Source organism: Zoogloea sp. (assembly GCF_028689785.1).
GTDB lineage: Bacteria > Pseudomonadota > Gammaproteobacteria > Burkholderiales > Rhodocyclaceae > Zoogloea.
In genome coordinates this window covers 26,327-49,836 of record NZ_JAQVCN010000003.1, presented here as the reverse complement: position 1 = coordinate 49,836, position 23,510 = coordinate 26,327, and the positions used below count along the sequence as shown (strand labels likewise).

24 protein-coding genes and 1 tRNA gene are annotated in these 23,510 nt (G+C 65.9%); 15 read left to right on the top strand and 10 right to left on the bottom strand.

What is annotated here, in order from left to right; translation table 11 throughout:
- Window positions 1-38: 38 nt before the first annotated feature.
- From ccmA to ccmI, 9 genes are read left to right on the top strand one after another with little or no spacing between them, the layout of a single operon-like run.
- Complete coding sequence (gene ccmA, locus PHI64_RS02420; protein ID WP_299878020.1) at window positions 39-698, top strand: cytochrome c biogenesis heme-transporting ATPase CcmA; 660 nt, start codon at window positions 39-41, stop codon at window positions 696-698.
- A complete protein-coding gene (gene ccmB / locus PHI64_RS02415) occupies window positions 695-1,360 on the top strand; it encodes a heme exporter protein CcmB (RefSeq protein ID WP_299878017.1) in 666 nt (221 codons plus the stop codon). Before ccmA ends, ccmB begins: the two co-directional genes overlap by 4 nt.
- 31 nt (window positions 1,361-1,391) lie before the next feature.
- Window positions 1,392-2,141: a heme ABC transporter permease CcmC gene (gene ccmC / locus PHI64_RS02410; protein WP_299878014.1), complete on the top strand. Its 750-nt coding sequence runs from the start codon at window positions 1,392-1,394 to the stop codon at window positions 2,139-2,141.
- Window positions 2,138-2,320 (top strand): heme exporter protein CcmD, encoded by a 183-nt coding sequence (gene ccmD / locus PHI64_RS02405; protein WP_299878011.1) that lies wholly within the window; start codon window positions 2,138-2,140, stop codon window positions 2,318-2,320. The genes ccmC and ccmD overlap by 4 nt, the downstream gene beginning before the upstream one ends.
- Before the next feature lie 3 nt (window positions 2,321-2,323).
- Complete coding sequence (ccmE, locus tag PHI64_RS02400; protein ID WP_299878008.1) at window positions 2,324-2,764, top strand: cytochrome c maturation protein CcmE; 441 nt, start codon at window positions 2,324-2,326, stop codon at window positions 2,762-2,764.
- 16 nt (window positions 2,765-2,780) lie between these two features.
- Window positions 2,781-4,736 (top strand): heme lyase CcmF/NrfE family subunit, encoded by a 1,956-nt coding sequence (locus PHI64_RS02395; RefSeq protein WP_299878005.1) that lies wholly within the window; start codon window positions 2,781-2,783, stop codon window positions 4,734-4,736.
- The gene (locus PHI64_RS02390) at window positions 4,730-5,323 is read left to right on the top strand and encodes a DsbE family thiol:disulfide interchange protein (RefSeq protein ID WP_299878427.1); all 594 of its coding nucleotides are present in this window, start codon (window positions 4,730-4,732) and stop codon (window positions 5,321-5,323) included. Before PHI64_RS02395 ends, PHI64_RS02390 begins: the two co-directional genes overlap by 7 nt.
- A 1-nt stretch (window position 5,324) precedes the next feature.
- The gene (locus PHI64_RS02385; RefSeq protein ID WP_299878003.1) at window positions 5,325-5,825 is read left to right on the top strand and encodes a cytochrome c-type biogenesis protein; all 501 of its coding nucleotides are present in this window, start codon (window positions 5,325-5,327) and stop codon (window positions 5,823-5,825) included.
- Window positions 5,822-7,045 (top strand): c-type cytochrome biogenesis protein CcmI, encoded by a 1,224-nt coding sequence (gene ccmI / locus PHI64_RS02380; protein ID WP_299878000.1) that lies wholly within the window; start codon window positions 5,822-5,824, stop codon window positions 7,043-7,045. The genes PHI64_RS02385 and ccmI overlap by 4 nt, the downstream gene beginning before the upstream one ends.
- Here ccmI and PHI64_RS02375 read toward each other — a convergent pair.
- Window positions 6,986-9,526 (bottom strand): diguanylate cyclase, encoded by a 2,541-nt coding sequence (locus tag PHI64_RS02375; RefSeq protein ID WP_299877997.1) that lies wholly within the window; start codon window positions 9,524-9,526, stop codon window positions 6,986-6,988. The two genes, ccmI and PHI64_RS02375, sit on opposite strands and share 60 nt — an antisense overlap.
- Window positions 9,527-9,834: 308 nt before the next feature.
- Here PHI64_RS02375 and PHI64_RS02370 point away from each other — a divergent pair, with 308 nt between their 5' ends.
- Together PHI64_RS02370 and PHI64_RS02365 are read left to right on the top strand one after the other, a co-directional pair.
- On the top strand, window positions 9,835-10,152 hold the full coding sequence (locus PHI64_RS02370; RefSeq protein ID WP_299877994.1) for a cupin domain-containing protein: 318 nt from the start codon (window positions 9,835-9,837) through the stop codon (window positions 10,150-10,152).
- Between the two features lie 62 nt (window positions 10,153-10,214).
- On the top strand, window positions 10,215-11,192 hold the full coding sequence (locus tag PHI64_RS02365) for an MBL fold metallo-hydrolase (protein WP_299877991.1): 978 nt from the start codon (window positions 10,215-10,217) through the stop codon (window positions 11,190-11,192).
- A gap of 70 nt (window positions 11,193-11,262) precedes the next feature.
- Here the strand turns inward: PHI64_RS02365 and metK are convergent, their stop codons facing one another.
- Window positions 11,263-12,429 carry a methionine adenosyltransferase gene (gene metK / locus PHI64_RS02360; protein WP_299877988.1) on the bottom strand — a complete coding sequence of 389 codons (1,167 nt, stop codon included), beginning with the start codon at window positions 12,427-12,429 and terminating at the stop codon, window positions 11,263-11,265.
- 215 nt (window positions 12,430-12,644) lie between these two features.
- Between metK and PHI64_RS02355 the strand changes: the two genes are divergently transcribed.
- Together PHI64_RS02355 and PHI64_RS02350 are read left to right on the top strand one after the other, a co-directional pair.
- Window positions 12,645-13,505, top strand: coding sequence for a lysophospholipid acyltransferase family protein (locus tag PHI64_RS02355; RefSeq protein ID WP_299877985.1), 861 nt, complete (start codon window positions 12,645-12,647; stop codon window positions 13,503-13,505).
- A 9-nt stretch (window positions 13,506-13,514) separates the two neighbouring features.
- Window positions 13,515-14,387 (top strand): lipid A biosynthesis acyltransferase, encoded by an 873-nt coding sequence (locus PHI64_RS02350; RefSeq protein ID WP_299877982.1) that lies wholly within the window; start codon window positions 13,515-13,517, stop codon window positions 14,385-14,387.
- A 168-nt stretch (window positions 14,388-14,555) separates the two neighbouring features.
- On the opposite strand, the gene PHI64_RS02345 is transcribed toward PHI64_RS02350, so the two are convergent.
- The 4 genes from PHI64_RS02345 to thiS form a co-directional block, all read right to left on the bottom strand.
- Window positions 14,556-14,783 carry a hypothetical protein gene (locus tag PHI64_RS02345; protein ID WP_299877979.1) on the bottom strand — a complete coding sequence of 76 codons (228 nt, stop codon included), beginning with the start codon at window positions 14,781-14,783 and terminating at the stop codon, window positions 14,556-14,558.
- Window positions 14,784-14,785: 2 nt separating this feature from the next.
- Complete coding sequence (trmB, locus tag PHI64_RS02340; RefSeq protein WP_299877976.1) at window positions 14,786-15,511, bottom strand: tRNA (guanosine(46)-N7)-methyltransferase TrmB; 726 nt, start codon at window positions 15,509-15,511, stop codon at window positions 14,786-14,788.
- A 43-nt stretch (window positions 15,512-15,554) separates the two neighbouring features.
- On the bottom strand, window positions 15,555-16,340 hold the full coding sequence (locus PHI64_RS02335) for a thiazole synthase (RefSeq protein ID WP_299877971.1): 786 nt from the start codon (window positions 16,338-16,340) through the stop codon (window positions 15,555-15,557).
- A gap of 72 nt (window positions 16,341-16,412) precedes the next feature.
- Entirely contained in the window at window positions 16,413-16,643 is a 231-nt protein-coding gene (gene thiS / locus PHI64_RS02330; RefSeq protein WP_299877968.1) for a sulfur carrier protein ThiS, read from the bottom strand.
- A gap of 67 nt (window positions 16,644-16,710) precedes the next feature.
- On the opposite strand from thiS, the gene PHI64_RS02325 reads away from it, so the two are divergent.
- A tRNA-Gly gene (locus PHI64_RS02325) sits at window positions 16,711-16,784 on the top strand.
- A gap of 394 nt (window positions 16,785-17,178) precedes the next feature.
- Here PHI64_RS02325 and betT read toward each other — a convergent pair.
- The 4 genes from betT to PHI64_RS02305 form a co-directional block, all read right to left on the bottom strand.
- A complete protein-coding gene (gene betT, locus PHI64_RS02320) occupies window positions 17,179-19,158 on the bottom strand; it encodes a choline BCCT transporter BetT (protein WP_299877965.1) in 1,980 nt (659 codons plus the stop codon).
- A 573-nt stretch (window positions 19,159-19,731) separates the two neighbouring features.
- Entirely contained in the window at window positions 19,732-20,931 is a 1,200-nt protein-coding gene (locus PHI64_RS02315) for an MFS transporter (protein WP_299877962.1), read from the bottom strand.
- On the bottom strand, window positions 20,928-21,260 hold the full coding sequence (locus PHI64_RS02310; RefSeq protein ID WP_299877959.1) for a hypothetical protein: 333 nt from the start codon (window positions 21,258-21,260) through the stop codon (window positions 20,928-20,930). The genes PHI64_RS02315 and PHI64_RS02310 overlap by 4 nt, the downstream gene beginning before the upstream one ends.
- Window positions 21,260-22,450 carry a serine hydrolase gene (locus tag PHI64_RS02305; protein WP_299877956.1) on the bottom strand — a complete coding sequence of 397 codons (1,191 nt, stop codon included), beginning with the start codon at window positions 22,448-22,450 and terminating at the stop codon, window positions 21,260-21,262. The genes PHI64_RS02310 and PHI64_RS02305 overlap by 1 nt, the downstream gene beginning before the upstream one ends.
- Before the next feature lie 122 nt (window positions 22,451-22,572).
- On the opposite strand from PHI64_RS02305, the gene PHI64_RS02300 reads away from it, so the two are divergent.
- The gene (locus PHI64_RS02300) at window positions 22,573-23,499 is read left to right on the top strand and encodes a LysR family transcriptional regulator (protein ID WP_299877953.1); all 927 of its coding nucleotides are present in this window, start codon (window positions 22,573-22,575) and stop codon (window positions 23,497-23,499) included.
- Window positions 23,500-23,510 lie beyond the last annotated feature (11 nt).

The following is a 23,510-nucleotide window of genomic DNA, read 5'->3' as shown; positions in this document are numbered from 1 at the left end:
AGAATGCGCCGACCTTTGACTTCCCGGTGTGCCCCCTGATGCTCAGTGCCCACGGCCTGGCCTGCGACCGCGGTGATCGCCGCCTGTTTTCTGCCGTGGACCTGTCCGTGTCCCCCGGCGAATGGCTGCAGGTCGAGGGCGCCAACGGAGCCGGCAAGACCAGCCTGCTGCGCATGCTTGCCGGCCTGTCACCAGCTGCCGACGGGCACATCGAATGGGAGGGCCAGCCAATCGGCGAGGCCCGCGACGACTACCACGCCCGCCTGCTTTACCTGGGCCACGCCCCGGCCATCAAGGAAGACCTCTCCGCCCTGGAAAACCTGCAGACCGCCGCCGCCGTGGCCGGTCGCCCCCTGGACGAGGCCACCGCCATCGCTGCCCTGCGCCGCATCGGCCTGAAAGGCCGCGAGGATCTGCCCGCCCGGGTGTTGTCCCAGGGCCAGAAACGTCGGGTGGCCCTGGCCCGCCTGCTGTGCAGCCAAGCCCGCCTGTGGATCCTCGACGAACCCTTCGTGGCCCTCGACGTGGCGGCGGTCACCCAGCTGTGCGGCATCCTCGACGAACACCTGGCCCGGGGCGGCATGCTGATCTTCACCAGCCACCAGGCGGTGCAGCTGGCCGGCAGCGGCACCACCCTCAAGCTGAGCGCAGCCACGCCTCCGCGGGCGGGCGCCGAGGCCCGGGAGGTGGCCGCATGAACGCCTTCATCGCCATCGTCCGCCGTGACCTGCTGCTCGCCGCCCGACGCAAGAGCGAGGTGTTCACCGCCCTGTTCTTCTTCATGATCGTGGTCAGCCTGTTTCCCCTGGGGATCGGGCCGGAAACCGCCATGCTCCGGCGCATCGCCCCCGGCGTGCTGTGGGTCGCCGCGCTGCTGGCCGCCATGCTGTCCCTCAACCGCCTGTTCGCGGCCGACCACCAGGACGGAACTCTCGAGCAGATGAGCCTGTCTCCCACTCCGCTGGCCGTGCTGGTGAGTGGCAAGGTGCTGGCCCACTGGCTGACGGCCGGGCTGCCGCTGGTGCTACTGGCGCCGGTGATCGGGCTGCAGTTCGACTTGTCTGCCCGGGCCCTGGGGGTACTGATGATCAGCCTGTTGCTGGGCACGCCGGTACTATCCTTGGTGGGTGCCATCGGCGCCGCTCTCACGCTGGGGGTGCGCGGTGGCGGCGTGCTGCTGTCCCTGCTGGTGCTGCCCCTGTATATTCCGGCACTCATTTTCGGGGCCGGGGCAGTAGAGGCCGACGTGGCCGGCCTCGGCGCAGGCGGTCACCTGTCCCTGCTCGGGGCCCTGTTGGCCCTGGGCGTGTTCTTTGCTCCCTGGGCGGCCACGGCAGCCCTGCGCATCGCCCTCGAATAGGGCGGTCCGATCCAATCAACCGGATTCATCCATGAGTCAGCGTCTCATCAACTGGTTCAAGTTCGCCTCGCCGGCCAGCTTCTACCCCCTGGCAGGAAAGATGTGGCCCTGGTTTGCAGCCCTGGGCACCGCTCTTGCTGCCGCGGGGCTGTGGATCAGCTTCTTCGTCGCGCCCACCGACTTCCAGCAGGGCGAGGGCTATCGGATCATCTTTATCCACGTGCCAGCCTCGTGGATGTCCATGTTCATCTACTGCGTGATGGCCTTCTGGGCGGCCATCGGCATCACCTTCAACACCCGCCTGTCGGGCATGATGAGCTCCGCCCTGGCCCCCACCGGCGCGCTGTTCGCCTTTCTGTCCCTGTGGACCGGGGCCCTGTGGGGCAAGCCCATGTGGGGCGCCTGGTGGGTGTGGGATGCCCGTCTCACCTCCGAGCTGATCCTGTTCTTCCTCTACATCGGCTACATCGCCCTCACCGCCGCCATTGATGACCCGCGCCGGGCCGACAAGGCCGGCGCCATCGTCGCTCTGGTGGGCGTGGTGAATGTGCCCATCATCTATTTCTCGGTGAAGTGGTGGAACACCCTGCACCAGGGTGCATCCGTATCGATGACCAAGGCGCCGACCATGGCCACCACCATGTTGTGGGGCATGCTGATCATGGCCCTGGCCTTCTGGATGTACAGCATCGCCATCGCCCTCTACCGGGTGCGGGCCATCATTCTCGAACGGGAACGCCACGCCACCTGGGTGGCCGAACTGCCGGAGATGCAACGATGAACTGGGGCAGTGCAGGCGAATTCTTCGCCATGGGAGGCTACGGCCTTTATGTGTGGGGCAGCTTCGGCGTCACCGCTGCGGCGCTCCTGATCGAGGTGGTGCTGGTGCGCCACCGCCTTGCTGCCGTGCGGCGCGGCCTGCGCCGGGAACTCGCCGCCGACCGGGACACTCAGGACTGAACCATGAAACCACGTCAGAAACGCCTCGCCATCATCGTCGGTGGGCTTGCCGCCCTCGGCATTGCCGCCACCCTCATCCTCAACGCCTTCCAGAGCAACCTGGTGTTCTTCTTCACACCCACCCAGGTGGCCAACGGTGAAGCCCCCAAGGAGCGTGCTTTCCGCATCGGCGGACTGGTCAAGGAAGGCAGCCTGCAACGCAGCGACATCGTTGCCCGTTTCGTCGTCACCGACACCGCCAAGGAAATCCCGGTTTCCTATCAAGGCATCCTGCCGGACCTCTTCAGCGAGGGCAAAGGCGTGGTGGCCCAGGGCGTGCTGGGCGCGGACGGCAAATTCACCGCCACCGAGGTGCTTGCCAAGCACGACGAAAACTACATGCCGCCGGAAGCACAAGCCGCTGTAGACAAGGCCCACGAAGCTACCCGTACCCTCAAGCAGTAAGCCCGGAGGCTCCCCCATGATCCCGGAAATCGGCAGTTTTGCCCTCGTCCTCGCCCTGCTGGTGGCTCTCGTCCAGGGCACCCTGCCCCTGATCGGTGCCCAGCGCGGGGTGCCCGCCTGGATCGGTCTGGCCCGTCCGGCCTCGTCGATGCTGTTCCTGCTCATCGCCGTGGCCTTCGCCTGCCTGACCGCGAGCTTCATCAACAACGACTTCTCCGTGGTGTATGTCGCCCAGCACTCCAACTCGCGCCTTCCGCTGGAATACCGCATCTCCGGCGTGTGGGGCGGCCATGAGGGCTCACTGCTGCTGTGGGTGCTGATGCTGTCCCTGTGGTCCCTGGCGGTGGCGGCCTTCTCCCGCAGCCTGCCCGACGACATGGTGGCCCGGGTGCAGGGCGTGCTGGGCCTGGTGGCTGCCGGCTTCATCCTGTTCATCCTGCTCACCTCCAGCCCCTTCGAACGCCTGCTCCCCGGCGCCGAAGATGGCCGCGACCTGAACCCCTTGCTGCAGGACCCAGGGCTGATCTTCCACCCGCCGATGCTCTACATGGGCTACGTAGGCTTCTCGGTGGCCTTTGCCTTTGCCATCGCCGCACTGCTGTCGGGCCGTCTGGATGCAGCCTGGGCGCGCTGGTCTCGCCCCTGGACGACCGCCGCGTGGATCTTCCTGACTCTGGGCATCGGCCTAGGCTCGATCTGGGCCTATTACGAGCTGGGCTGGGGTGGCTGGTGGTTCTGGGATCCGGTGGAAAACGCCTCCTTCCTGCCCTGGCTGGTGGGCACGGCGCTGATCCACTCCCTGGCCGTCACCGAGAAGCGCGGCAGCTTCAAGAACTGGACGGTACTGCTGGCCATCGGCGCCTTCTCCCTGTCCCTGCTCGGCACCTTCCTGGTCCGTTCCGGGGTGCTGAGTTCGGTGCATGCCTTCGCCTCCGACCCCAAGCGCGGCATCTTCATCCTGCTCTTCCTGGCCGTGGTGGTGGGCGCGTCCTTGACACTCTTCGCCTGGCGAGCACCGAAAGTCAGCCTGGGGGGCGCCTTCGCCCTGGTATCCCGGGAAACCCTGTTGCTGATCAACAACGTGTTGCTGCTGTCCGCAGCCGGTGCAGTGCTGCTGGGCACCCTCTACCCCCTGGTGATTGACGCCCTCAACCTGGGCAAGCTGTCCGTTGGCCCCCCCTACTTCAACGCCGTGTTCACCCCACTGATGGTGCCCTTGCTGTTCCTGATGGCGGTGGGGCCGGTGGCGCGCTGGAAGCAGGCCAGCCTGGCGGAGATCGCCCGCCCCCTGCGCTGGGCTTTCGGCGTTGCCGTGGCCGCCGGCGTCAGCATCCCGTTCTTCTACGGAGGCTGGTCGGGCAGCGTAGCCCTGGGCTTGGGGCTGGCGATCTGGATCGTTGGCGCCTCGGTGTTGCAGATCATCAGCCGCGCCCGCAGCAGCCTGCCGCCCCGCGCCTTCTGGGGCATGCACCTGGCCCACATGGGTGTGGCCGTGACCGTTGTCGGCATCGTCATGGTCACTCAATACGAATCCGAGCGGGACGTGCGCATGGCTCCCGGCGACACCGTGAAGACCGGCGAGTACCAGATCCGCTTCCTGGGCGTGGAGGGCATCAGCGGCCCCAACTACAACGCGGCGCGGGGCAACCTGGAGCTGCTCAAGGACGGCACGCTGGTCATGTCCCTGCACCCGGAGAAGCGTAAGTACTTCTCATCGGCCATGCCCATGACCGAAGCCTTCATCGACCCGGGTCTGACCCGCGACGTCTATGTGTCCCTCGGAGATCCGCTGGAAGGCGGCGACGGCGCCTGGAGTGTCCGCGTGTATTACAAGCCCTTCGTCAGCTGGATCTGGGGCGGTGCCGTCCTGATGGCCCTGGGCGGGCTGCTTGCCGCCAGCGACCGGCGCTATCGCCTCAAATCCACCGCAGCACGGGCCGGCAAGCTGGCGGCCCAGGGAGCCGCATCTTGAAACGTTTCCTGATTCCCCTTGGCCTCTTCCTGACGCTGGTCGTGTTCCTGGCCATCGGCCTCAACCGCGACCCCCACGAAGTCCCCTCCCCCCTGGTGGGCAAGCCCGCCCCGGCCTTCAGCCTGGAAAAGCTCGCCGAGCCCGGCAAGACCTTCTCGCCTGCAGACATGCAAGGCCAGGTGTGGCTGCTCAACGTGTGGGCGTCCTGGTGCGTGTCGTGCCGGGCCGAACACCCGCTGCTGGTCGCCTTTTCCAAACAGGGCGGGCTGCCCATTGTCGGCCTCAACTACAAGGAAGTGCGTGGCGACGGCGGCATCGACGCCAAGAAGCTGTCCCTCGCCGACGAGACCAGTCTGACCCGCCAGCGCGCCGGCGCCTGGCTGAGCCAGCATGGCGACCCTTACACCCTGTCGGTGCTCGACATGGATGGCCGGGTCGGCATCGACTACGGCGTGTATGGCGTGCCCGAAACCTATCTCATCGACAAAAAGGGCGTGATCCGCTTCAAGCAAATCGGCCCCATCACCCCCGAGGCACTGGAGAAGAAGATCCTGCCCCTGGCCCGCCAGCTGGCCGCGGAGTCCTGACATGAAGGCACTTCGCCGCACCCTCACCACCTGCGCCACCGCCCTGCTGCTGGGGCCCCTTGCCCCCGTCACCCACGCCGGCGAAGCCACGCCGATGGCCGAGAATCCGGTCGTCGAGGCCCGCCTGATTGCCATTTCCGAAGAGTTGCGCTGCCTGGTATGCCAGAACGAAAGCCTGGCGGGCTCCCGCGCCGAGCTGGCCGAAGATCTGCGCCGTGAGGTACGCAAGCTGATCCAGGACGGCAAGACCGACCCTGAAATCAAAGATTACCTGGTGGCCCGCTACGGCGACTTCGTTCTCTACCGCCCGCCGGTCAAGCCCACCACCTGGCTGCTGTGGTTCGGCCCCTTCGCCCTGATGGGCGGCGCCGTCATCGGCCTGATCCTCTATCTGCGCCGACGCGCCACCCGCGTTGAGCCCAGCCACCTATCCGCCGCCGACAGGGCCTCTGCCGAAGCCCTCCTCGCCGACACGCCTCCCCGCCCGAAAGACCCCGCATGACCGCCTTCTGGATCGCCGCCGGGCTGCTCACCGCCCTTGCCCTTGCCGTACTGTGCTGGCCACTGCTGCGCCGCCGGGAAAACACCAGCGCCTCCCGGCGCGCCATCAATGCAGCCATTTTCCGTGATCAGATGAACGACCTGGAGCGTGACCTGGCCGCCGGCACCCTGTCCCAGGCCGATTACGCCACCGCTCGCGACGAGCTGGAACGACGCGTCCTCGAAGACGTGGCCGACGATGGCACCACCACCGCCGGGACGGCCAGGCGTCTGCCCCGCACAGCCATCGGGCTGGGCCTCAGCCTGCCGGCCGCCGCCGTGGCCCTGTACATGGTCCTGGGCAACCCTGCCGCACTGGACCCTGCGGCCCAGCGAGGCGGCATGCCGAGCCAGGCCGAGGTCGAACAGATGGTTGCCACCCTGGCCGCCAAGCTCGAAAAGAACCCGGAAAACCAACAGGGTTGGGCCATGCTGGGGAGGAGCTACAAGGTCATGGGCCGCCTCGAAGAGGCCGGCAAGGCCTTTGACAAGGCCGGTGCGATCATGGAGTCAGAGCCCGAACTGATGCTGGAAGTGGCCGAACTATCGGCCGAACTCAACCAGGGCAAAATCGAAGGCCGCGGCGCGGTGCTGCTCAAGAAGGTGCTGCAGACCCAGCCCGACAACCCCCAGGCCCTGGTGCTGGCCGGCACCGACGCCTATTTCCGCCAGGACTACCCCGCCGCCCTGCGCCACTGGGAGCGGGTGCTGGCCCAGGTCCCGCCAGATTCCGAAGACGCCCGTAACCTGGGCGCGGGTATCGAAAAGGTGCGCAGCATGATGGGCCAGGGCACGCCCACCGCTGCACCGACCGCCAAACCTGCTGCCACCGGCAAGGCCGCCGCGGTCAGCGGACGGGTCAGCCTGGCGCCGGCCCTCAAGGACAAGGCCGGCCCGGACGACGTGGTCTTCATCTTCGCCCGGCCAGTCAGCGGGCCACGCATGCCCCTGGCCGTGCTGCGCATCCGCGTTGCCGACCTGCCCAGAGACTTCACCCTGGACGACAGCATGGCCATGAGCCCCGATGCCAAACTGTCCTCAGCCAGCGAGCTGCGCATCGAAGCGCGCATCTCCAAGGGCGGTGATGCCATCGCCAAACCGGGCGATCTGAGCGGCGAGATCTCACCCGTGAAGCCCGGCGCCACCGACCTGAAGGTCGTCATCGACAAGATCCTGCCCTGAAGCTGGCCCGGGCGGCGGTGGCTCGGCCGGCGCGGAGCTTTCCTCCGCCTCCGGCCTGTGTCTGAAGAAACAAATGGCGTTTCGCCCTGCTGCCTTGGCCCGGTACATCGCGATATCAGCCTGTTTCAGAAGTTCATCGCGGGTTTCTCCGTGCCTGTTGAACAGGCACACCCCGATGCTCGCGGTACAGTAGTGACTCACCGCTACATCGCCGGAGGGCAGCACCAGCAGATAAGGCTCGGCCAATGCCAGGCGCAGCTTCTCGGCGACCCGCCCGGCATGGGCAGCGGCCGCCTCCGGCCCCTCGTCGAGGCCTTCGAGCACCACCACAAACTCATCACCGCCCAGGCGCGCCACCGTGTCCGTCTCGCGTACGGAGGCGCTCAGGCGCCGGGCCACCTCCAGCAACAAGGCATCGCCCATGACGTGGCCGTGCTGATCGTTGAGGCCCTTGAAACCATCCAGGTCGAGGAACATCAGCGCTCCCCGAGTATTGTTGCGGGCACTTGCCGCCAGGGCCTGATCGAAGCGGTCATGGAAGAGCCGTCGGTTGGGCAAACGGGTCAGGGGGTCGTAAAAGGCGAGCTGCTGGATCTGCTCCTCGGCCCGCTTGTGCTCGGTGATGTCCGAAAACGCTGCCACGTAATGGGTGATCCGCCCAGCACGGTCGCGCACCGCCGAAATGGTGACCCACTCGGCATAGATCTCACCCGACTTGCGGCGATTCCAGATCTCCCCCTGCCAGAACCCATCCCGTGCCAGACCCTCGCGAAGGCTCCGGTAGAACTCCCCTTCGTGACGGCCGGAGCGGAGCAGGCGCGGCGTCTGTCCGATCGCCTCGTGGGGGGTGTAGCCGGTCATCGTGGTGAAGGCCTGATTGACCCGCACGATATGCTCGTCGGCATCGGTGATGAAGATGCCCTCCTGGGTCTCGAAAGTGGCCGCGGCAATGCGTAGTTCGCTCTCGGCGTTCTTGGCCTCGGTGATGTCCATGGCAAAGCCCTGCCAGGTCAGGCTGCCGTCGGCCGCGGCTTCGGGGACGGCATCCATGTGCATCCAGCGCAGGCCGCGCCGGGGATGACGGATGCGGCACTCCAGGTGCCACGGCTCCAGGGTGGAAGCAGAGGTCTGTAGGGATGCCGCAAAGCCCGCCCGGTCGTCTTTGTGCAACGCATCCACAAGCCCGTCGGCCGCGCTCGCCAGGGTATCGGGGGCGAGCCCCCACACCTCCCGGGCCGCATCGCTGACAAAAGGCAGGCTGTGATGCCCGTCGGCCCCCACCCGGTACTGGAAGACCACCCCGGGGATCTGCGACACAATGACTCGCAGACGCTGGTTGAAGCCATGCTCCGCAGCCCGCGCCTCGCCTTCTATGATCGTCCGCAGCAACCCATTGAATGCCCCGGCCAGCGCCCCGATCTCGTCATCCCGGCGCACGGGCAGGGGCTGACGGGGAATGGCCCCATCGCGCATGGCCCCCAGCAGGCCCACCGCCTCCCCCAGGGGCCGGAGCTCCCGCCGCAACCACCACCCGCCAACGCCAGCGGCCAGCACACTGAGGACCAGCGACGAGACCAGCAGACGCCAGCGCAAGGCATAGAAAGGGGCAAAGGCCTCGTCGGCCGGCAACACCGACTGCATCAGCCAGCCCGTCGAGCGCACCTTGCGGCTGGACGACAGCTCCACCACGCCCCGCGAACTGCGTGCCAGGCCGGAACCCTCGTAGCCGTCGACGTAGCGGTCGTACACCGGGTTGATGCCCACCGATGGCCCCGGCTGCATGACCCGGGACTTGTCGGTGCCGGCAATGAAGATGCGCTGCACCGGATCGGTGATCAGATAGCCTCCCTGGCGGCCAAAGCGATTGGCCCCGATCTCGTCAAGAAAGTTGGGCTCTGCCAGATTTGTCAGTCCGATCAGGCTACCGACGACACCCCCGTCTGCATCCCGGATGGGAACGATCATCGGCACCACCGGCTGATGGGTGGTCTTGCCCACCTGGGCAGCGCCCACCCCGGCGCGGCCGGTTTCCAGGGTCCGGGTAACGGCCGGGACGTCGGCGTAATTCACCCCCTGGCGGCGATGTTCGTACGGCAGGCTGAGCAGTGCCGTCCCGTGGCGGTCGGTGACCAGCACGCCCCAGTTGAAGAGCGTCAGCAACACAGCCTGGCTGCGGATGGATGCATCAAGACGTTCGGGTTGCGCCAGCAGCGGCGCGTCGATGCTGGCGGCCAGCACCTCCAGAGCCCTGAGTCGCTCGGCAACAGAACGGTCGATATCGTCGGCAAGCAGGGACACCACCGAAAACTGCTGCGTTGACAGGATCCCCAGCATTTCCTGCTCCAGGGAGTACATCAGCGCCAGCGTGGTCAGCCACAACGCCACCATCACCCCAGCCAACACGCCGGCAGCCACGCGCAGACGCAGGGATGTGGACAAGAGCTTGAATGCTGTGCCCATGCACGACTTCAGAGTCACCATGCTTGATCCCACCTCCTGCGCTCAGGGTAAGCCCTTACCCCCCCGTACGGGTCACGTCAAAACCCATTTCGGGCACATGATTGGCGATGGCATGATAGGAATGGACTATCCGGAGCATGCCCACTTTCAATTGGCTGCAACCGCCTGCGCAACGTATGATCAGTCCACGTTTTTGCTGCCCTCCGGGGCATCCGGAACGTGCTTGAGCGGCGCGCCGGGGCACAACAAAGACCCCCAGAAACCCCACAGAGACTTCATCCCGGCGCAGCCTTTTTCCCGCCTCGCTCCCAGCCTGCCCGCCAAGCCCCTTGTCTCGCCACAACCTTTTCTCCCCGCTCCCACCCGTCGGCCCGGAAGAACACTTCGAGCCCCTGCTGAGCCGGCCCGGCTTGCGCATCGAACGCATCGTATCCCACCGCCACGCCAGCCCACCGGGCTTCTGGTATGAGCAGACCGACGACGAGTGGGTGATGCTGGCCCAGGGCAGCGCCGAACTGGAGTTCGACGATGGCGAACTCCAGGCACTGGCCCCCGGCGACTGGCTGCTGATCCCGGCCGGGCGGCGCCATCGGGTTGCTGCCACGGGCCCGGATACCGTCTGGCTGGCCATCCACATGGCACCCTGAACTCCGCAGCGGGCGGATATTTGGGTACTCTCTTGTCCTTTTACGCGCTGGAGCCCCAACCCATGATCCGTCATAGCCTCACCCGCCTGGCCCTCGCCCTCGTCCTTGGCACGGCTCTCCTGCCCGCCACCCCGGCACTGGCCGAAGCCCCGGCCGTGCGCACCCAGGTGCCCGGCTTCTATCGCCTCGCCGTAGGCGACGTGGAAGTGACCGCCCTCTACGACGGCTTCATCGATCTCGACACCAAGATCCTCAGCAATGCCAGCCCGGCCGAAGTCCAGCGCCTGCTGGCGCGCATGTTCCTGGGTGGTCAAAAGGTCCAGACCGCCGTCAATGCCTTCCTGGTCAACGCGGGTGGCAAACTGATCCTCGTGGATGCCGGCGCCGCCAAGGCCTTCGGGCCGACCCTCGGCTACATCGGCGACAATCTGAAAGCCGCCGGCTACAGCCCGGATCAGGTCGACGTGGTGCTGCTCACCCACCTGCACGCCGACCACGCCGCCGGCCTCCTCGGCGCCGACGGCAAGCCCCTGTTCCCCAACGCCCAGGTTCGGGTCGCCCAGGCCGACCACGACTTCTGGCTGTCGGAAGAGATCGCCGCCAAGGCGCCGGACGGCTTCAAGCCCTTCTTCAAGCTGGCCCGGGACGCTGCCGCCCCCTACCAGGCCGCCGGCCGCTGGAAGCCCTTTGCCGGTGAAGTCGAGGTGGCCCCGAGCATCACCGCCGTCGACGCCAACGGCCACACCCCCGGCCACACGGCCTACCTGATCGAATCGAAGGGCCAGCGCCTGCTGATCGTCGGCGATGCGGTGCACAGCCACGCCGTGCAGTTCGCCCGGCCGGAAGTCGCCATCGAGTTCGACAGCGACAAGAAGAAGGCCGTGGCGGCCCGCAAGAAGCTCTTCGCCCGTGCCGCCAAGGAGAAGCTGGCCCTCGCCGGCATGCACCTGCCCTTCCCGGGCCTTGGCCACGTGCGCGCCGAAGGCAAGGGCTACGCCTGGGTGCCGGTGGAGTTCAGCCCCCTGCGCAGCGACAAGTAAATCGTTTTCGCGCATCCATGCAAAAGGGCGACCCGAGGGTCGCCCTTTTGCATGTCCGGTCAGAGCCGGCTTACAGACCCGCGTCGGCCCGCAGCGCGGCGGCCTTATCGGTGTTCTCCCAGGTGAAATCCACCTCGTCACGGCCAAAGTGACCGTAGGCGGCGGTGCGGGAGTAGATCGGGCGCAGCAGGTCGAGGGCCGCGATGATGCCCTTCGGGCGCAGGTCGAAGTGGGCGCGCACCAGCTCGACGATGCGGTCTTCGGAGATCTTGCCCGTGCCGAAGGTTTCCACCATCAGGCTCACCGGCTGGGCCACGCCGATGGCGTAGGCCACCTGCACTTCGCACTTGTCGGCCAGGCCGGCAGCCACGATGTTCTTGGCCACGTAACGGCCGGCGTAGGCGGCAGAGCGATCCACCTTGGACGGATCCTTGCCCGAGAAGGCGCCGCCACCGTGGTGGGCTGCGCCGCCGTAGGTGTCGACGATGATCTTGCGGCCGGTGAGGCCACAATCGCCATTCGGGCCACCAATCACGAAGCGGCCGGTGGGATTGATCAGGAAGCGGGTATTGGCGGCGAGGAGTTCCTTCGGCAACACCGGCTTGATGACTTCCTCGATCACCGCCTCGGTGAGGTCGGCGTGGGAGATGTCCGGGTGATGCTGGGTGGACACCACCACGGTGTCGATGGCCACCGGCTTGCCGTCCACGTACTTCACGGTGAGCTGACTCTTGGCGTCGGGGCGCAGCCAGGGCAGGCGGCCGTCCTTCCGCACCTCGGCCTGCCGCTGCATGATGCGGTGGGCATAGTAGATGGGGAAGGGCATCAGGCTCGGCGTTTCGTTGGTGGCGTAGCCGAACATCAGGCCTTGGTCGCCGGCACCCTGGTCCAGGTCGAGGCCTTCGCCCTCGTTCACGCCCTGGGCGATGTCGGAAGACTGGCGGTTGATGGCGGTGAGCACCGCGCAGCTCTTGTAGTCGAAACCGATGTCGGAATCGTCGTAGCCGATGCGCTTGATGGTCTCGCGGGCGAGATCCATGTAGTTGATGTCGGCGCGGGTGGTGATCTCGCCGGAGATGACCACCAAGCCGGTGGACACCAGAGTCTCGCAGGCCACCCGGCCACGGGGGTCCTGGGCCAGGATGGCGTCGAGCACCGCATCGGAAATCTGGTCGGCGACCTTGTCCGGATGACCTTCGGAGACGGACTCAGAAGTAAACAGGAATTCACGGGCCATGCAACGCTCCTCAAAAAGCAAAAATCCCCAGTAGTTCGGCGTTGCCGTCTCTGGGGATCTTCGGAGCGGCGACGCTTTAGCAGTATTTTTTGGGCGCCCTGGCAGCCTGGCTGCGCGGTGCCCCCGCCCTGCAAGTTGTCGGATTAACTCGGCGGAATCACAATTATAACTTTGCGCACCCGGCCGTCAATTCGGCCGCAACCCGGCACTGGCTGATGGCGTCCCTGATATTCAAGTTTCTTGCCGGTCTTCCCCTCGGACTCCTCCAGTCCCTGGGCGTTCTCGCCGGCTGGCTCACCTACGCCCTGTCACCCACCTATCGACGGCGCCTGCGCGCCAATCTTGAGCTGGCCCTCGGCCACGACGAGGCCGGGCGCCTCTGGCGGCGCTGCGTCGGCGAGATCGGCAAGCAGGCCCTGGAGCTGCCCTGGGTGCTGCTGCGCCCCCAGGCCGAGATCACCGCCAAGGTGGTGCAGGTGACGGGCTGGGAGCACGTGGAGGCCGCCGAAGCCAGCGGTGGCGGGATCCTCTTCATCACCCCGCACCTGGGCTGCTTCGAGATCTCGGCCCAGTATTTTTCCATGCACAAACCGATCACCGTGCTCTACCGGGCCCCCAAGAAAGCCGTGCTGCAGCCGGTGATCAATGCCGGCCGTCGCCGCGGCAACATGCACCTGGCGCCCGCCGACGTGAGCGGCGTGCGCCGCCTGATCAAGGCCCTGCGCGCCGGTGAAGCGGTGGGCATGCTGCCCGACCAGGTGCCCGGCGGCGGTGAAGGTGCCTGGCTGCCCTTCTTCGGCCGGCCGGCCTATACCATGACGCTGGCGGCGCGCCTGTCGGAAGTCGCCGGTGTCTCCACCCTCTTCGCCTGGGCCGAGCGCCTGCCCGGCGGCAAGGGCTTTCACCTGCACCTGCGCCCGGCGCTGACGCCCCTCGGCGGCGACACCTCCGCCCGGGCCACCGCAATCAACCGGGAACTCGAGGCCCAGATCCGCGAGAATCCTGCCCAGTACCTGTGGGGCTACAACCGCTACAAGCGCCCATCCGGCGCACCGCCCGCACCTGCAACCCGGTAATCCCCGTTCATGAGTCGAATCATCGTTGCCCTGCTGTGGCTGCTCCACTGGCTGCCCCTGTCCATCCAGGCCCCCATCGGCCGCAGCATCGGCCTGCTGCTGTACTGGATCATCGCGCCCCGCCGCCGGGTGGTGCACACCAACCTGCGCCTGTGCTTTCCCGATCTGCCCGAAGCCCAACGCCGAGCCCTGGCCAGGGAACACTTCGCCCTGGCCGGGCGCAGCCTGATCGAACGCGGCCTGGCCTGGTTTGCCCCGGAGGCGCGGGTGCGCCGGATCGTGCGCGTGGAAGGCGAGGAAATCCTGGCCCGCCTGATCGCGCAACGCCAGCCGGTGATCATGCTGACACCTCACTTCCTCGGCCTGGATCTGGGCGGCACCCGGCTGGCCGCCAGCTTTGACTGCGTGAGCATCTACGCCCGCCAGCGCGACCCGGTGATCGACCAGTGGCTGTTTCACGGGCGCAGCCGCTTTGGCAGCCAGGTGCTGCTGCGCCGGGACGAAAGCGTGCGCGCCTCCATCAAGGCCATGAAGGAAATGCGGCCCTTCTACTACCTGCCGGACATGGACAATGGCATCGAAGACTCCATCTTCTCGCCCTTCTTCGGCGTGCAGGCCGCCACCCTCTCCGCCCTGCCCCGCCTCACCCGCCTGGGCGGCGCGGTGGTGGTGACCTGCGTGACCCGCATGCTCCCGGGCGGCCAGGGCTATGTGGTGACCCTGAGCGAACCATGGACGGACTTCCCGAGTGGCGACGTGGAGGCCGACGTGCATCGCATGAACGCCGCCATCGAAGACCTGGTCCGCACCATGCCGGCCCAGTACTACTGGGTGCACCGCCGCTTCAAGACCCGGCCGGAGGGCGAGGCGAAGGTGTATTGAGGGCTGAGGGCCGACATCACCGGGCTTTCGGCGACGGCCGGCCGGTGCGTCAAGCTACGCAGTGCAAATGAAGTCGCCCCCACGAGCCGCGGGGATCTTCCTGTAGGGGCGAATTCATTCGCCCGCGGACGCCGGGCACAGGCATGCCCATACCGAAAGGAGCAGCCCTCAGCCCTGCTCGTCCTTCGCTGCCAGCTCCGCCAGCACCAGCGGAAAGGCCGCGCTCCCCACCAGCGCCACGCCCGACACCAGCAGCACCAGCCCGGCGCCGGACTCCTGCAGCAGGGGATGCAGATCCACCCCCAGACCCGCCAGCAGCAGGCCCCCGGCGATCAGGCACAGCAGGCCGGGAACCCCCAGCAGCCAGGCACCGGCCGGCAAGCGCTTGAGGGCCACGCTCAGACCTTGCGGAAAACCACGTCCCACACCCCGTGGCCCAGCTTGATGCCGCGGTTCTCGAACTTGGTGAGGGGGCGGTAGTCGGGCTTGGGCGCAAAGCCCTCCGCCGTATTGGCCAGCATCGGCTCGGCGGACAGCACCTCCAGCATCTGCTGGGCATACTCCTCCCAGTCGGTGGCGCAGTGCAGGTAGCCCCCCGGCGCCAGGCGCGAGGCAATCAGCTTGACGAAGGGCCCCTGCACCAGGCGGCGCTTGTGGTGGCGCTTCTTGGGCCAGGGATCGGGGAAGTAGATATGCACACCGGCCAGCGAGCCCTCGGGAATCATGTCGCGCAACACCTCCACCGCATCGTGCTGGACGATGCGCAGGTTGGTGATGCCGCCCTCCTCGATCAGCTTGCACAGGCCACCGACGCCCGGCGCATGCACCTCGATGCCGACGAAGTCGTCACCCGGCCGCGCCTGGGCGATCTGGGCCGTGGCCTGCCCCATGCCAAAGCCGATCTCCACGATCTGCGGCGCCTTGCGGCCGAATACCTGGGCCAGATCGATGGGCTCGGGACGAAAATCGATACCGACCTTGGGCATCATCTCGTCCAGAAAGCGGTGCTGCGCGTCCGACATGCGACCCTGGCGCAGCACGAAGCTGCGAATGGACTGGGAGGTCAGGCGGCCAGCCGGCTGCGCTTCATCGCCGGACACCGGCGGCTGTTGTTCGTCACTCATGAAAAATCCGTCAAACCAAAAAAGCAGCGCGTCCGCGCCCCGATCAGCTGCCGATCATGCCCGTCGTGGGCGAGCTCGGGCTGGCGGTGTAGAACTTGCGGGGCATGCGACCCGCCAGGAAGGCCTCACGGCCGGCTTCGACACCCTTCTTCATGGCGCCGGCCATCTTCACCGGATCCCGGGCCAGGGCGATAGCGGTGTTCATCAACACCCCGTCACAGCCCAGCTCCATGGCGATGGCCGCGTCCGAAGCCGTGCCCACCCCCGCATCCAGCAACACCGGCACCTTTACCGCGTCCCGCACCAACTGCACGTTCCAGGGGTTGAGCACGCCCATGCCGGAGCCGATAAGGCTCGCCAGGGGCATCACCGCCACACAGCCGATGTCCTCCAGCATCTTGGCCTGGATGGGGTCGTCGGAGCAGTACACCATCACCTCGAAACCCTCCTTCACCAGCACCTGGGCGGCCTTGAGGGTTTCCGGCATGTTGGGGAAAAGGGTGTGCGGATCGCCCAGCACTTCCAGCTTCACCAACTTGTGGTCGTCCAGCAGCTCCCGCGCCAGGCGCAGGGTGCGCACCGCGTCATCGGCCGAATAACAGCCTGCCGTGTTGGGCAGGTAGGTGAATTCGGACGGGGGCAGCGCATCCAGCAGGCTGGGCGCGTTCCGGTCCTGCCCGATGTTGGTCCGACGGATCGCCACGGTGACGATCTGCGCCCCGCTGGCCAGCACCGCCTCGCGGGTCTCGGTGAAATCCTTGTACTTGCCGGTGCCCACCAGCAGCCGGGAGGAATAGGCCTTGCCTGCAATCGTCAGCAAATCGTCCATCGAAGCGCCAGTCTGAAATAGAAGGGAAGAATGAAGGGGCCACCCGCCGCCCCGGAAACCCCGTTACGGAGCCTAGCCACCACCCACGGCAACGACGATCTCGAGGGTGTCGCCCTCCGCCAGCTGCGTCGCGGCATGCAGCCCCCTGGGCACGATCTCGCCATTACGCTCTACGGCCAGCCGCTTGCCGGTGAGGCCCATCTGGTCGAGCAGACCCGCCACGGAAACAGGCCTCACAAGGGCACGGGCCTCGCCATTGACGGTGACGGAAAGGGATGCGGAAGAAGTGGCTTGGGCAGACATAGCGCGAGTTTACCACGCCCACCGGTTGCCCTCCGCCTCCGCCCTGCGTACAATCCCGGCTCTCCGAGCGGGCGTCGTATAATGGTAATACCCTAGCTTCCCAAGCTAGAGCCGTGGGTTCGATTCCCATCGCCCGCTCCACCGGATTCCGGCAGGTCGTTGATCTGCGAGCAAAAAGGCCAACCTCTAGGGATTGGCCTTTTTGTTGTCGGGTCGGAGCCGGGTAGGGAGTGGTCTAGACCCATCAAGTTCGTCCCAACTGAGGTGTCCTGCCAATAATGGACACCCCTGCTTCAAGCGACAGCCGGCTGTCCGCGGAAATCTTGTGCAAACACTGCCGGCGCCAGATAGCCAAGGCGTGAGTGACGCCGCTGGCGGCGGGAAGGTGGCCTGTGCCCTGCCAAGCGTAGAAGCCGCTGCGCGACACCTCCAGAAGTCGGCTTGATCGTGTCCCGCTCCATGCTTCCTCTCTCTTGGGAATGTACCAGTCGGGTAGTGTCTATCTTTGTCAGGCTAGCTCAGGGTGGATGGGCATTTATCGCACGGCGTCTAGAAAGTGCAGGTGGCGGTGATATTGGTCGAGGACGTCGTGAATGACCTCCTCTCTGGTCCAGCCCATGATGTCGTAGTCCTGCCCGCCTTCGCGCAGGTGCACCTCGGCACGGTAGAAACGATCCCCATCAGGGCGTCCACGGCGAAGATCCTCCATCACAAAGGATGGCGGGTTGTAAGGTCGCGGGCGTACGGAATAGAAGAAGTCCATTTCCTGGCCATGCCCCACCTCCAGCCACACCCTTCCATCGGCACCCGCATCCGTGCGCGCCGCCAGACCTTGCTTGACCAACTCCGTGGCCACTTCGTCCAGTGCAAACCGCACCTTGTCTCGAAGGTATGCAATCACCTCTTGCTCGCGGGGCTGGTGCACCAATGCGCGGAGTCTCCCCTTCCAATCCGTTCCGGCCAAGCTCCCTGGCGCCATGCGAGCGGTGCGGATAGCCTCGCGCTTAGCGACGTCTAAGCGCATAGCGCGCAGCAAGCCCACGCAGGCAAGGATCATGACCACAGTGAACGGCAGTGCGGACGCAATGGTGGCGGCCTGCAGCGCTGTGAGGCCACCAGCGATAAGCAAAGCGATCGCGATGGCGCCCACAAGCAGTGCCCAGAAGATCCGCTGCCACACAGGCGACTCGCCGCCGTCCCTGGACGAGAGCATGTCGATGACCAGAGCCCCCGAGTCGGCAGACGTTACGAAGAAGACTATCACCAGCAGCGTGGCCACGGCGGACGTAACGCTTGGCAGGGGAAGCCTTTCAAGGAAACTGTAGATCGCGACCGAACTGTCGGCAGAGACGGCACTCATCAGATCCGTGGCGCCGTCGGTGAGGATCATGTGCAGCGCGGCGTTGCCGTAAATCGTCATCCACAGGAACGTGAAACCCAGAGGCACCAACAGTACGCCGACCACGAATTCGCGGACTGTTCGGCCGCGCGAAATACGCGCGATGAACATACCCACGAATGGCGACCAAGCAATCCACCAGCCCCAATAGAAGAGTGTCCAGCCACCAATCCAGTCAGTGGGCTCGTAAGCGTAGAGGTTGAAGGTCATGCCAAACACGTTGGACACGTACATGCCAGTGTTTTGCACGAAGGCTTGGAGCAGATGCACGGTGGGACCGGTTGCGAGAACAAACAGCAGCAGCGCAGCGGCCAAGATCATGTTGAATTCAGACAGCCGGCGCACGCCACGATCTAAACCGGTGAACACCGAGACGGTGGCGACCGACGTGATGCCCGCGATCAGAGCCACCTGCACGCTCGTCGATACTGGCGTTCCGAACAGATATTGCAGCCCTGAATTGATCTGGATGACGCCCAAGCCCAAAGACGTCGCCAGGCCGAAGATCGTGCCCAGCACCGCAAAGGTGTCCACCGCGTGGCCGATCGGGCCATGGATGCGTTCGCCAATCAATGGATAGAGTGCGGAGCGAATACGCAGCGGCAAGCCGTGTCGATAACCGAAGTAGGCCAGAGACAGCGCGACCACTGCGTAGATGGCCCAGGCATGTATGCCCCAGTGGAAGAACGTGATGCGCATGGCCTGCCTGGCCGACGCAATGCTCTCTGGATTGCCGACGGGTGGTTTGGCGAAATGCATTACCGGCTCGGCAACGCCGAAATACATGAGGCCAATGCCCATGCCTGCCGCGAACAGCATGGCGAACCATGTGCCGTAGCTATAGTCGGGCGTGCTGTGGTCCGGGCCCAATTTCAGCAGTCCCAGCTTGCTGAAGCCCAATGCAACGACGAACACCAGGAAGGCGGCGACGGACAGCACTGTGAACCAGCCGGCTTCATTTGCAGCCCACGACTTTGCGGCGCTGAATAGTGCCTGTGTCGTTGCAGGAGCGAGGACGGACAGTGACACCAACGCCAGCACCAAACCGGCAGAAGGGTAGAACACCTGCGGAAGGATGCCGCCGGTGTTCAGCTTTGAGTTTTCGGCTTTTGCCACGCGATTCTCCTATTTGCTGCCCTCTGCTTTCGATCCGCGCACATCCGTGCCCGAGAGGGAAGTGCTCTGAAGCTGCACGTGTGCCGGCAGCCGGAGCGGCGGGAAAACGCGTTACAACGGGATCGTGTCGAGAGACTTCTCTGGCAGAGGAACGGTCTATGGTAGACCAAGACCGAACGCATCCACAGGATGGTCCGAGCGAAGACTCCTCTGCGAACGGGCCGCCTCATACAAGTTGCAGATGCCGGTCTGCCAAGGGCGGCAAGCTACGCACCGAACCCAAGCGCAAGCGCCACGGGATCGTGCTGGCGGGCGAACACACATCCGAGGCCGTCTACGGGCAGTGGCTGGCACATCGCAAGCTGTCCTTGGAGGTGAGGCGGCAAACCAGCCTGAAACAGATCACCCGCGCCTTCAAACCAGCCAACCGGCCTGGGCCACACAGGATGCCATGTCGCTGGACGACGGCCGGCAAGAGCCCAACCACGCCGAACTGGACGGAAGACAAAACAAACCCAGTGCGATGAAGCACAGCGGGCGGATACCGTTCATGGCCGCGACTCGGTCTGTCGATCAGGCGTCGTCGAGCATGCGCCGGTCGCCCCCCATCAGGGCAGGAAAGCCCTGCCGCCTGGCAAACCACACCACCACGAGCGTTGCCGCCAGCAACACCAGCAAGACTGGTGCAAAGGCGCCGACGCCCAGCCGTTCAAGCAGCACGCCGCCGACGATGCCGCCACCGGCAATCGCCGTGTTCCAGGCAGTGACCAGCATGGACTGCGCGACATCCGCGGCATCACCTGCTGTTTTGGCCAGCGCAGTCTGGAATAGCGTCGCCGCGCCGCCGAAGGTCAGGCCCCAGGCGGCCACCGCCGAATAAACCACGCCGGGGGCATCGCCCGCCACGCCGAGTGCCAACGCGGCCAGGCCGAACAGGACCGTGCTGGCAAGCGTCAGCGCACGCAGGTGGCGGTCGATCAGCACCCCAACGATCCAGATGCCCAGCAGCGACGAGACGCCGAACACCAGGAGCACCAGATCCGTCCGTTCGGCCATGCCCACTGCTGACAGGAACGGCGCGATGTAGGTGTAGAGAATATTGTGTGCCAGCACAAAGGCCAGCACCACGAACAGTACCGGGCGCACGCCGGGCGCTGTGAACACCTGCCCCAGCGCCAAGCGCCTACCTGCCACCTGTCCGGTGAAGTCCGGCAGCGTGATGCGCACCCACACCATGAGCCCCAGCGCCAGTCCGCTCATGATGCCGAAGCACGCCCGCCAGCCGATCAGATTGCCGAGGAAGGTGCCCGCCGGCACGCCAAATGACAGCGCCAATGGCGTGCCGACCATCGCAACGGCTATGGCCCGACCCTTCTGGTGATCAGGCACCATGCGGGAGGCACATCCTGCCAGCAAGGCCCACAGCAGCCCGGCCGACACGCCCGCCAGGAAGCGCGCCACCATGATAAGAGCATAGCTACTGGAAAACGTCATGACGGTATTGGCGACGACGAAGCCCGCGATGGCCGCCAGCAGCAAGGGGCGTCGGCGCACGCCTTGCGTGGCGGCGGTCAGCGGAATGGCCACCATCAGCGAGCCGATGGCATAGATGGTGACGGTCTGTCCGACCCAGGCCTCCGACACCGCCAGGCCCTGCGCCATCTGCGACAGCAGGCCGGCCGGTAACGCCTCGGTCAGTATGGTGATAAAGGCTGCCATGGCCAGTGCCAGCAACGGCGCCAAGGGCAGGCGGTCATCGGCAACAGCGCTCATCGTCCGCCCTCCCGCGCCGCCAATTCCCCTGGGATACGATGCTGCCCGATCATGTCCGGCGCACGAAACAGCGTGACCGCTTCACCGGCGGCCTCGACGACCCCGTCTGCATTCCAGCCCACGGAACGGACAGCATCGGAAGCAGCGACCAGCCCAGCCCGGATCGTGGTATCCACCGGATTGACCAAACCCGCGCGAACCACCACAAGCAGGTCGTGCAGCCCTGGCGCCGGGTGCTCGGTGTTGATGTCGGTCAAGCAATCCTGATCGACCAGCGTGGAACCGCAGCGAAACGCAATGGCCGCCATGCGGGCAGATGCGCTCGTCATCAGCGCACCTCCAGCGCGCCGTAGACGGCATCGCGCAGGTCGGTGACGAAGCGGCCGGACATGCCTTCGTACAGCGTGTTGGTGAAGGCGACGACACTCAGGCCCTGCACCCGGTCCACGAACCACGCGTGGCCGTAGGCGCCACCCCAGCGCCAGGTGCCGACCGATTCCGGCGAATCGGCCAGCCGAGGGTCGCGCAATACCGAAAAGCCCAGGCCAAAACCGAAGCCCGGTGCTGCTGCCAGTTCAAGGCCACCGGTCTGGTCGCGTCCCATTTCCTCGACCAGGTCGCCGGGCAGCAACGCGCCGCCCCCCTGGCGCAGGACTTCCAGCAGGCACAGGAGATCCCCGGCGGTGCCGGCCATGCCAGCGCCCCCCGACGGGAAAGCCTGTGCATCGAAGATGCGGGCCGGGCTGTAGACGATGCCGACGGTGCCCTCGAAGGCCGAAACGGTCTCGCCCTCTGCCAGCGGGTGCGGCTGCGGCACGTCGTTGACATAGGCGCTGGCCATACGCCGCGCATCATGGGCGACGAAGCCCGTGTCGGTCATGCCCAAGGGGCCAGTCACCCACTGCCGCACCGCTTCGCCCAGCGACGTGCCGTGAATGCGCGCGATCAGCGCACCCAGTACGTCGGTCGCCAGCGAGTAGCCCCAGGCCGTACCCGGCACGTACAGCAGGGGCACGCTGGCGAGGCGGCGCAGGCTCTCTGCAAGGGTGATGCCAGCGGCATCCATACCATCCGAAACACCAGCCCGCGCATAGGGGCCATCTGCATCGGCCTCGAAGAAGCGATAGCCCAGGCCTGCCGTATGGCTGAGCAGTTGCCGCGCAGTGATGCGCGCCGGTCGGCCATCGGCCAGCCGGGGCCGGAATTCGGGCAGCCAACGCTCAATGCTCGCATCTAGGTCAAGCCGGCCTTGTGCCACCAGCGCCAGGGCCGCGGTGGAGACGATGGGCTTGCTGACGGAGGCCAGCCGGAACACCGTGTCCAGCGTCATCGGTCGCGCGCTTTCGCGGTCGGCGAAACCGGAGGCCTGCTGATGGATCAGCTCGCCGTCGCAGGCAATCAGGACGACGGCACCGACAAGGCGGCGGTCGTCCAGGGCTTGCTGTACGACCGCCTGAACATGGGCGGACAAGTGCGCGGGCGGAACACTTTTGCGCAGGGGGCAGTGGAGATTCGTCATGGCAAATACCTCGATTCAATGGGCAATGCCTTGATGATAAAAATCTCTCTATTAACGAAAAAGTAGGCTACCTTTCCTTGATGTGCGGAGAAAAATGTCCGCAATTGTGAGGAGTTTCGATCATGGACAGCCTGAATGGCTTCGTGGTGTTCGTGCAGGTCGCCGAGACGCGCAGCTTCGTCGCCACCGGCCGGCTGCTGGGCGTGTCGGCCTCGGCGGTCGGCAAGAGCGTGGCGCGGCTGGAAGAGAAACTGGGCGTACGCCTGTTTCACCGCAGCACGCGCAGCGTCACGTTGACCGCCGAGGGCACGCTGTTCCTGGAGCGCAGCCGCCGTATCCTGGCCGAGATCGAGGCGGCGGAACTGGAGCTGTCGCAAGCCGCCGCCGCACCGCGCGGGCGCCTGCGCGTGAGCCTGCCGCTGGTCAGCTCGCTGGTGCTGCCGGTACTCGGCGACTTCATGCGCGAGTACCCCGAGATCGAGTTGGACCTGGATTTCACCGACCGGCTGGTCGATGTGGTCGAGGAAGGTTTCGATGCCGTGGTGCGCACGGGCGAACCGGCCGACTCGCGCCTGTCGGCCCGCCGTCTGGGAACCTTCCGGACACTGCTGGTGGCGTCACCAGACTATCTCGTGCGCAGAGGGACACCGCACAGCACAGCCGAATTGCGGCAGCACAGCTGCTTGCACTATCGCTTTCCGAGTAGTGGCAAGTTGGAGGCTTGGGTACCGCGGCAATCACAGGCCGAACCCGACCTCCCACTGCCCAACTCGATGATCTGCAACAACATCGAAACGCGCGTGTGTTTTGCGTTGCAAGGGCTGGGGATCGCCTCCCTGCCGGACTTCGCCATCCGCGAACCCCTGGCCGATGGGCGGCTGGTGCCGCTGCTGGCCGAAGTCGGGCGCACCGGCGTCTTCCATGTTCTGTGGCCGGCGAGCAAGCACCCTTCGCCCAAGGTTCGAGCGCTGGTGGATTTCCTGTCTGCGCGGGTATTTCCGGCCGCGAAGAGCAACGCACCCGGCGCCAAAGGTCAGCGCAGTCGATAACGAGGCGTGGT